This is a genomic window from Leifsonia sp. KNZ12-8B, from assembly GCF_056755495.1.
Window position 1 is genome coordinate 1 of the sequence record NZ_JBPGXM010000167.1, and the last position, 6,898, is coordinate 6,898.

The 6,898-nt window shown below is 70.5% G+C and carries 9 protein-coding genes; 5 read left to right on the top strand and 4 right to left on the bottom strand.

Annotated features, from left to right (window positions below; all coding sequences use genetic code 11):
• Positions 1 to 192: 192 nt before the first annotated feature.
• Entirely contained in the window at positions 193 to 405 is a 213-nt protein-coding gene (locus tag ACR9ZG_RS17255; protein ID WP_481286076.1) for a hypothetical protein, read from the top strand.
• 11 nt (positions 406 to 416) lie between these two features.
• Here ACR9ZG_RS17255 and ACR9ZG_RS17260 read toward each other — a convergent pair whose 3' ends face one another.
• Together ACR9ZG_RS17260 and ACR9ZG_RS17265 are read right to left on the bottom strand one after the other, a co-directional pair.
• Positions 417 to 1,100, bottom strand: coding sequence for an SDR family NAD(P)-dependent oxidoreductase (locus ACR9ZG_RS17260; RefSeq protein WP_481286077.1), 684 nt, complete (start codon positions 1,098 to 1,100; stop codon positions 417 to 419).
• 71 nt (positions 1,101 to 1,171) lie between these two features.
• On the bottom strand, positions 1,172 to 1,837 hold the full coding sequence (locus ACR9ZG_RS17265; RefSeq protein ID WP_481286078.1) for a TetR/AcrR family transcriptional regulator C-terminal domain-containing protein: 666 nt from the start codon (positions 1,835 to 1,837) through the stop codon (positions 1,172 to 1,174).
• 117 nt (positions 1,838 to 1,954) lie between these two features.
• On the opposite strand from ACR9ZG_RS17265, the gene ACR9ZG_RS17270 reads away from it, so the two are divergent.
• Positions 1,955 to 2,791 carry an SDR family oxidoreductase gene (locus ACR9ZG_RS17270; RefSeq protein ID WP_481286079.1) on the top strand — a complete coding sequence of 279 codons (837 nt, stop codon included), beginning with the start codon at positions 1,955 to 1,957 and terminating at the stop codon, positions 2,789 to 2,791.
• Between the two features lie 10 nt (positions 2,792 to 2,801).
• Positions 2,802 to 3,575, top strand: coding sequence for a DUF4386 domain-containing protein (locus ACR9ZG_RS17275; protein ID WP_481286080.1), 774 nt, complete (start codon positions 2,802 to 2,804; stop codon positions 3,573 to 3,575).
• Between the two features lie 3 nt (positions 3,576 to 3,578).
• Here the strand turns inward: ACR9ZG_RS17275 and ACR9ZG_RS17280 are convergent, their stop codons facing one another.
• Both ACR9ZG_RS17280 and ACR9ZG_RS17285 read right to left on the bottom strand, forming a co-directional pair.
• Positions 3,579 to 4,262 (bottom strand): DUF1345 domain-containing protein, encoded by a 684-nt coding sequence (locus ACR9ZG_RS17280; protein ID WP_481286081.1) that lies wholly within the window; start codon positions 4,260 to 4,262, stop codon positions 3,579 to 3,581.
• 1 nt (position 4,263) lies between these two features.
• Positions 4,264 to 5,412 carry a glutathione-independent formaldehyde dehydrogenase gene (locus ACR9ZG_RS17285; RefSeq protein WP_481286082.1) on the bottom strand — a complete coding sequence of 383 codons (1,149 nt, stop codon included), beginning with the start codon at positions 5,410 to 5,412 and terminating at the stop codon, positions 4,264 to 4,266.
• A 312-nt stretch (positions 5,413 to 5,724) separates the two neighbouring features.
• On the opposite strand from ACR9ZG_RS17285, the gene ACR9ZG_RS17290 reads away from it, so the two are divergent.
• On the top strand, positions 5,725 to 6,090 hold the full coding sequence (locus ACR9ZG_RS17290; protein WP_481286083.1) for an ArsR/SmtB family transcription factor: 366 nt from the start codon (positions 5,725 to 5,727) through the stop codon (positions 6,088 to 6,090).
• 10 nt (positions 6,091 to 6,100) lie between these two features.
• Positions 6,101 to 6,766, top strand: a complete 666-nt coding sequence (locus ACR9ZG_RS17295) for an SRPBCC domain-containing protein (RefSeq protein WP_481286084.1) — start codon at positions 6,101 to 6,103, stop codon at positions 6,764 to 6,766.
• The last annotated feature ends 132 nt before the right edge of the window (positions 6,767 to 6,898 follow it).

Genomic DNA, 6,898 nt, shown 5'->3' on the forward strand with positions numbered 1-6,898 from the left:
CCCGCAGACGCCCCCCGGGGCGCGGGTAGTGGGTTCTTATGCGGGGCGCGGTGCCGCCGGGGGGGGGGGGGCCCCCCCCGGGGGGGGGGCACCCCCCCCCCCCGCCCCCGTGACCAGACCGCCACCCGGAGCACCATGATCGAGCCAACACCCCTGTCGCGTCCGCGATGGTGTCCTCACTGCGGCGCCCGGATGCGCGTCGGCCGCAACCCGTACTACGGGGTCGGCCTCGCCGTCCACCAGCACCTGTCCTGGTGTCCCCGGTGCGACTTCGTCGAGTTCCTGCCAGGAGACCCGCGCGGCGCGGACGCGCGACCGGCGCCCGTCGCGCCTCCGGAGAGCAGGATGCGGCGCACCGTGCGTTCTCTGACCTGGTGGCTCACCGCCTTCTGGCGACGGCGGTAGCCGGGGCTGGCTCAGAGCAGCGTGCTGCCGAGCACCCGGTGGCCGATCGACAGCGACTCCCCGTCGACGGCCGACAGCGGTGAGACGAGGAAGGCGACGAGGTCGGCGATCTGCTGCGGCGACGACTCGCCGCCGCGCCCGGCGGCGACCTCCGCCTTCGGCGTCTCGGTGACCAGGCCCGGGTTGACGACGTTGACCGCCACGCCCGTCCCGGCCAGCTCGTCGGCGAGGTTCTTCGCGATCAGGTTGGTGGCCGCGTTCCGCACCGAGGTGGTGATGTTCCCCGTGAAGTAGGCGTTCTGCCCGCTGATGACGACGATCCGGCCGAAGCCGGCCTCCCGCATCGTCGGGATCACGGCCGTGGCGACGCGGAGGAACGCCAGCGCCTTGCCGTCGATCGCGCTCAGGATCTGGCCGGGGTCGGAGCCGCGGGCCGGGTCGAGCGTCTGCGCGGCGGGTGCGGCGGTGACCACGAGGGCGTCGATGCGCCCGTGGCGCTGCAGCACGGTGTCGACGGCCTGGCGCACCGACTCCTCGTCGGACGCGTCGAGGGTCACGCCGTCGCCGTCGCCGCCGCTGCGGGACGCGACGACGACGGTCGCACCCTCCGCGCGGAGGCGGCCGGCGACCGCCGAGCCGATGAAGCCGGTGCCGCCCACGACGAGGGCGACGCGATTCGTGAGATCGAGATCCATGCAGCTGAGAACCCGGTGCCGGCCCCGGTGATTCCCGTGCGCGGCGTACGCGGCGTACGCGGCGCGGCCCCTCACGCCCCGGGGATCAGCCCCGCCAGCCCGTCGAGGACGATGGCGAGCCCCACCTCGAACTCGTCGCCGAAATCGTGGCCGGGCCGGACGACGTGCGCGGCGGCCAGTTCGGCGAGGTGGGGGTAGTCGGCGGCGAACGATCCGGTGACCGGCGGCGTGGTGCTCGCACCGGGCCGCGTGAACGGCAGCGCCGACTCCTGGATCGCGAATCCGTACACGTAGCTGTCGAGGAGGGCGTAGGCGTGGGCCGTCATCGGAGCAGGGAGCCCCGCACCGCGCAGGACGCCGATGATCCGGTCGTGGTGGCGGAGGGTGGCCGGTCCCGGCGTGGCGCGGGACTCCAGCAGCGCGATCGCCCACGAGTTCCTGGTCAGCACGCGCCGAGCGGAGTGCGCCCAGCCGTGCAGCTCCTCCCGCCACGCACCGGATGCCGACGGGAGGTCGATCTGTTCGAAGACCCGGTCGACCATGCCGTCGAGGAGCTCGTCCTTGGTCGCGACGTAGTGGTAGATCGACATCGGCCGGACCCCGAGCTCCTGCGCCAGCGAGCGGATCGTCAGCGACCCGATGCCCGACGCGCCGGCCAGTCCCATCGCCCCGCTCAGGATGCGCTCGCGACTCAGCGGGACGCGCTCGACGGCGCTCGTGCGGCTCGGCTCGGACATGTCTTCTCCAGCCTATCGCCAGATCGTACTTTGTACGATACCGTCGTACATAGTACGACAGCACGGAGGTGCAGTCATGGACGGTCGGTCGAGATGACATCCCGGCGGGGGAGTGCGATGGCCGGCCGAACCGTGCTGGTCACCGGCGGCAGCGGGGGGATCGGCCGGTCGACGGCGCTGGGGCTGGCGCGGTCGGGGGCGCGGCTCGCCGTGGTGGGCCGGAACCGGGAGCGCGCAGAGGACGTCGTGCGCGAGATCCGCGGTGAGGGCGGCCGGGCCGACGCGTTCACCGCCGACCTGTCCTCCCAGGCCGAGGTGCGACGGCTGGCCGACGAGGTCCTGCGCCGCCTCGACCGCATCGACGTCCTGGTCAACAACGCGGGAGGGTTCTGGGCCACCCGGCACGTCACCGCCGATGGACTCGAGCGCACGTTCGCGCTCAACCACCTCGCTCCGTTCCTCCTCACCTCCCTCCTGCTCGACAGACTGAGGGAGAGCGCACCGGCCCGCATCGTCACGGTCGCCTCGAACGCCCACGCCACCGGCCGGATCGACTTCGACGATCTCCAGGGCGAGCGGTCCTACTCCGGCTCACGGGCGTACAGCCAGTCCAAGCTCGCCGACATCCTCTTCACCTACGAACTGGCGAGGAGGCTCGCCGGCGGCACGGTCACCGTCAACGCCGTGCACCCGGGGCTCGTCGACACCGCTTTCGGCGCCGCCGACCCGAGCAGGCTGCAGAAGCTGATCGTCCCGGTGATCCGGCCCTTCATGAAGAACGCCGACGCCGGCGCGGCGACCTCGATCCACGTCGCCTCCTCGCCGCAACTCGCCGCCACGAGCGGCGAGTACTTCATCAACAGCACACCGCGGAGATCCTCCGCACGCAGTCACGACACCGCCGTGGCGGCGCGCCTCTGGCAGGTCAGCGCCGCACTGGTCGGAATCAGCTAAGGAGCACACCATGGCCTCCAACACCGACATCACCCCTCCGGTGAGAGCACCCCTCCCACGGCGCCGGATGCTGCCGACGAGGCGGATCTCGCTGAGCGTCGGCATCCTGTACGTGCTCACGTTCGTCTCGATCCCCACGCTGGCCCTCTACGCGCCCATCAAGAACAACGTCGGCGCCTTCATCCTGGGGGCAGGAAGCACCGCCGGCCTGCAGTGGGGCGCCCTGTCGGAGGTCGTCGTCGGACTGGCCGGCATCGCCACCGCTCTCGTGCTGTATCCGATCACCAGGCGGATCAGCCATACCGCCGGCCTCGGCCTGGTGGCGGCCCGGCTCCTGGAGACGTGCCTGACCTTCGTCAGCGTCGTCAGCCTGCTCACGATCATGACCCTCCGCAACGACGTCGCCGGCCTGGCCGGAACGAGTCCGGCGGCCCTGGTCACGATGGGCCACGGTCTGCTCGCCACGTACAACTGGACGTTCCTGCTCTCGCAGAGCCTGATGCCCGTCGCGTGCGACCTGCTCCTGGGCTACCTGCTGTACCGGTCGGCCATCGTCCCCCGCGTCTTCCCGATCGTCGCCTTCATCGGCGCGCCGCTGCTCCTGGCCTCCGACGTCGCGGTGTTCTTCGGCGTCTACCCCCAGGTCTCGCCGTTCGCGGTCCTCGCCGCGCTGCCGGTCGCCGTGTTCGAGCTGTCGCTGGGGATCTGGCTGATCGTGAAGGGGTTCAGGCCGACGCCGCTGACCGTCGAGTTCGACGCGACGCGGCAGCCGGTGGCCGCGTGAGCCTCAGCCTCCGCTCTGGCCGATGCTGGTCACGAGGTTGATCGCCACCGCGATCAGGACCGTGCCGAAGAAGTACGACAGGAGGGCGTGCGCGAGCGCTTTGCGACGGATGTCTGTCGCGGTCGGCTGGATCACGGACGCCGAGTACGACATCCCGATCGTGAAGGCGAAGTAGGCGAAGTCGCTGTAGGCCGGCTGCGTCTCCTGCTTGAGGTCGAACCCGCCCCTTCGGTGGTCGATGAAGTACATGCGCGCGTACTTCAGGGCGTAGACGGTGTTCACCAGCGCCCAGGCCACGATGGTCCCGAGGCAGCCCAGGATGACGAGCGCCACGGAGACCGGGTCTCCGCTCCGGTCCCTGGCCTGCACGACAGCCAGGATCACGGCGGCGACGCTGGCGAGGCACGCCGTGACGATCGCGTCGTCGGTCACGTGCGAGATCGATTCCTCGCGGGCGACGCGCTCGGTGCCCTCCGGATCCTGCAGCCAGCAGATCCGCCAGACCCACACGAGTGCCGTGAGGCCGGCGATGCACCATCCCACCAGAGGACCGAGGGGCGGGGCGACGAGGAGCGCTGCGACGATGCCGGCCACCCCGCCCGCCGCGACGCAGAGGAGCGCGCGGCGGGCGGAGAGCACCCGGCGGGTCGTCGACGACTTGCGGCGACCGCTGGTGCTGGTGGACATGTCAGGCGCCGACGGGGTGCAGGACGACCTTGGTCCAGCCTTCGTCGCGGTTGTCGAAGTGCTCGTAGGCGTTCGGCGCCTCCTCCAGGGGCAGCTCGTGGCTGACGATCCACGACGGGGTCGCCTTGCCCGCTGCGACGAGGTCCCGCAGCCGCCTGTTGTACTTCTTCACCGGAGCCTGTCCGCTGCCCATCTTCTGACCGCGGAACCAGAACTCCCCGAAGTCGAAGACCACCTCGCCCTGCTTGGCCAGCTCGTCGGACGCCCCCGGATCCTGCGGGATGTACACCCCGACCACCCCGATCTCACCCGTGAACCTGACCGACTTGACCAGCCGGTTCAGGGTCATGTTGGGGTGCTCGTGGCCCTCCACGTCGTGCGCCTGGTATCCGACGCACTCGCATCCGTTGTCGGCGCCCAGCCCCATCGTCATCTCGTTGACGGCCTCGACCGGGTCGACCTTGGAGTCGTCGATCGGGATGGCGCCGATCTCCTCGATCAGCCTCAGCCGGTCGGGGTGGCGGTCGACGACCATGACCTTGCTCGCGCCCTTGATGATGGCGGAGTAGGCGGCCATGCAGCCCACCGGCCCGGCTCCGTAGATGACCGTCTGGTCTCCCGGCTTGACGTTCGCCATCTCGGTGGCGTGGTAGCCCGTCGGGAAGATGTCGGCCAGCATCACGTAGTCGGTCTGCTTCTCCTCGGCGTCCTCTCCGAGCCGCAGGCAGTTGAAGTCGGCCCACGGCACCCGCAGGAACTCCGCCTGACCGCCCGCCCAGGGGCCCATGTCGGCGAAGCCGTAAGCAGCTCCGGCCCACTCGTCGTTCGGCTGCGCCGTCAGGCAGTAGTTGGTGAGGCCGCGTTCGCAGTTCTTGCAGTGGCCGCACGCGACGTTGAACGGCAGGACGACGTAGTCGCCCACCTTCACCTTGTCGACGCCGTCACCGACCTCGATGACCTGCCCCATGTTCTCGTGGCCGAACCAGCGCCCGGTCTCGAAGTCGGTCCTCCCTTCGTACATGTGCAGGTCGGATCCGCAGATGTTGGTGGTGGTGATCCGGACGAGGGCGTCCGTCGGCCGCTCGATGCGGGCATCCGGGACGTCGTTGACGCTGACCGATCGCGCGCCTTCGTACACGACTGCTTTCATGATCTCTGTCTTCCATGCGTTGTGATGATCCGGTACTGCGAGACGCCGGCGGTCACAGCTCTGGGAGCGGGGCAGGTCGCCCGGAACATCAGAGGCAGCCCGGGACCATGGTGGTCGTCGGAGTCGGGCTCGGGTCTCCCCGATCGCTCTGCACAGCGGGCCTCATCCCGGTGTCCCGTCGCACACAGGAGTGCATCAACGGACTGGATGCTCCCCCCGACCCGGGGTCCTCGCAAGGGGTCGACGGCGGGGAAATGTCGGCTGGTCTGTTTAACCATTGCCTTATATAAGTAGCCGCGCAATAATGTCCCCATGCACGCATTCGACGTCCTGGGCGACCCGGTGCGGCGGCGGATCCTCGAGATCCTCGCCGGCGGGGAGGAGTCCGCCGGCGCCATCTGCGCGGTGATCGCCGACGAGTTCGGCATCAGCCAGCCGGCCGTCTCGCAGCACCTGCGGGTGCTGCGAGAGCAGGGCTTCGCCACCGTGCGGCCGGAGGGGACGCGCCGCCTCTACGCGGTCGACCCCCGCGGCCTCCGGGAGGTGAACGCCTGGCTGAGCCCGTTCGAGCGGTTCTGGCAGGGACCGCTCGCCGCGCTCGGCACCGAGCTCGCCCGGGGGAGGCGCGAGCGCCGTCTGGCGAAGCCATCCGAAACACATCCCGACACGAAGAAGTGAGGAGCGACCCATGGTCGACGTGACATCGCAGATCGACGCGGTCACCCGCGCCCTGCGCACAGAAGAGGTGGACGGCGAGCCCGCTCGCATCCAGACGATCGCGCAGGACTACCCCGCCGCCATCGACGACGTGTGGGAGGCGACGACGAGTCCCGAGCGCATCCCTCGCTGGTTCCTGCCGATCGAGGGCGACCTGCGGCTCGGCGGCCGCTATCAGCTCACCGGCAACGCGGGCGGCGAGGTGCTGGCCTGCCAGCCGCCGGCCGGAGGCGCCGCGAGCTACCACGTGACGTGGGAGTTCGGCGGGGCGATCTCGTGGGTGACGGTGCGGCTGGAGTCCCTCGGTCCCGACCGCACCCGGTTCGAGCTGGAGCACATCGCCCGCGTCGCGGACGTCCCCGACGGCATGTGGGAGACGTTCGGCCCTGGCGCCACCGGGGTGGGCTGGGACCAGGCGCTCGTCGGCCTCGCCCTGCACCTGGGGTCGCTGGAGGGCCGCATCACGCCGGAGGAGGGCCTGGAGTGGGCGCTCTCCGACGAGGGCAAGGCCTTCACCCGCGCCGCCGCCGACCGCTGGGCCGCTGCGCACATGGCCGACGGCGCCGACCAGGAGACGGCGGCGCGCGGGGCGGACGCGACGTACGGGTTCTACACGGGGGAGATGGCGGCGGGATAGCCGACGCGGTCGCGTTCCTGCGCTCGGCAACTCCATAGCGAGCCCGCACCGCGCTGCTCGACACGGCATCGGCCCCGCATAACCGCCTGCGGTGGACTGCGGGCATGTCAGCCCTGTCTCTTATACACATCT